Below are 1,405 nucleotides of genomic sequence, written 5' to 3' on the forward strand. Positions count from 1 at the left end.
CACCTGAGTTTCGTTTTGATTCGTTGGTGATTATAGTAATATATCCACTTATTAATGGCTTGCTTCAATCCTTCAAAGTTCGTGTAAACCACACCATAATACATTTCCTGCTTTAATAGACCAAAGAAATTTTCCATCGGTGAGTTGTCCAGGCAGTTCCCTTTTCGCGACATGCTCTGGAATATTTTTTTATCTGCTAATGGCTTTCTGTAGCTATTCATTTGATAAGCCCAACCTTGGTCTGAATGGAAAGTCCGACGGTAGGGACAGTCTGCAGTGCGTTCTATGGCTTCTTTCTGAGCATCAAGAATGTCCGTTGCAGTTGGTTTTTCAGCCATTCGATAGGATAGAATTTCCCCATTAAATAAATCTAGGAACGCGTCTAAATAAAGCTTCCTGATGACAGGGTTTCCGTTTTCACCTTGTTCATAATACTTGAATTCAGACGTGTCAGTCGTGATTTTTTGATGTGGTACTGTTGTGACAAACCGTCTATGAATAAGATTCTTTGCCACTCGCCCAACCGTTCCTTTGTAGGAACTGTACTTGCGTGATTTACGTGTAAATTTTAGACCTTTCAGCCCAAGCTTACGCATGATTCGTCGGATTTTTTTCTGATTTACCTTTAGCCCAAGTTGGTTCAGGGCGATTTGAATCCGACGATAGCCATAATTTCCATTGTTTTCTTCAAAGATTTTTTTAATGGTTTCCTCTAACTTTTCCTCTGGATTTTCACGAGTCAATCGCTTTTGCCAATACATATACGTTGCTTTAGGAAATTTTGTCGCTTCAAGAAGAATCGTTAGTCGGAACTCTTTTCGGAGTTCGTGGATGATTCGTGCGTCTCGCTCTTGAGTCGATCCGGGATAGTCATCCCTAAAGCTCGGAGCTTTTTTATGAAGGCCAGTTCTGCACGAAGCAGTTCATTTTCTCGTTCCAGTTCCTGCTCACGTGTTGCCCACTTTTTAGGTGTTTGCTTTTTCTTTGTCATTGAGGGCCTCCCTTTCATTTTCGGTAAAAGACCTTCAATACCTTCGTGCAGAAATAATTGGTGCCAATGTTGGAGTAGAGCTCCTGATGACAATCCATATTTTAACGCAACAGCAAGGTAAGAGTCACCGCTAGTCAAATAATAGTGTATGACATCTTGCTTGAATTGGAAAGAATAAGTTTGGTTGTTTTTTCTTCGGTGTAACGCATCAAAGCCCAACTTTTCTACAATTTTTACCCATTTGTGCACGGTCGAATCAGCTGGAATACCATATTGGCGGGCGAGAGTCCCGTACCCACCTTTCCCTTGTTGGTACGCTTCAACAACTAATTTTTTTAAGTCATAATCATATTTAGCCACTATAAAAAGCCCCCTAAGCTAGATTTTTTGGTCTAACTTAGGGGGCGCACTACA

At 40.9% G+C, this 1,405-nt stretch carries 1 protein-coding gene; it reads right to left on the reverse strand.

The window, feature by feature from the left end; translation table 11 throughout:
- Positions 1-1,351, reverse strand: a protein-coding gene (locus tag BCR26_RS18185; protein ID WP_139124986.1) for an IS3 family transposase whose coding sequence is annotated in 2 segments (ribosomal slippage) — positions 1-817 and positions 817-1,351 — 1,352 coding nt annotated over the 2 segments. Because the reading frame shifts where the segments join, the coding sequence is not laid out codon by codon here. This gene is flagged as partial in the annotation.
- Positions 1,352-1,405: the final 54 nt, after the last annotated feature.

Origin of the sequence: Enterococcus rivorum, from assembly GCF_001742285.1 — a bacterium.
Lineage (GTDB): Bacteria > Bacillota > Bacilli > Lactobacillales > Enterococcaceae > Enterococcus_L > Enterococcus_L rivorum.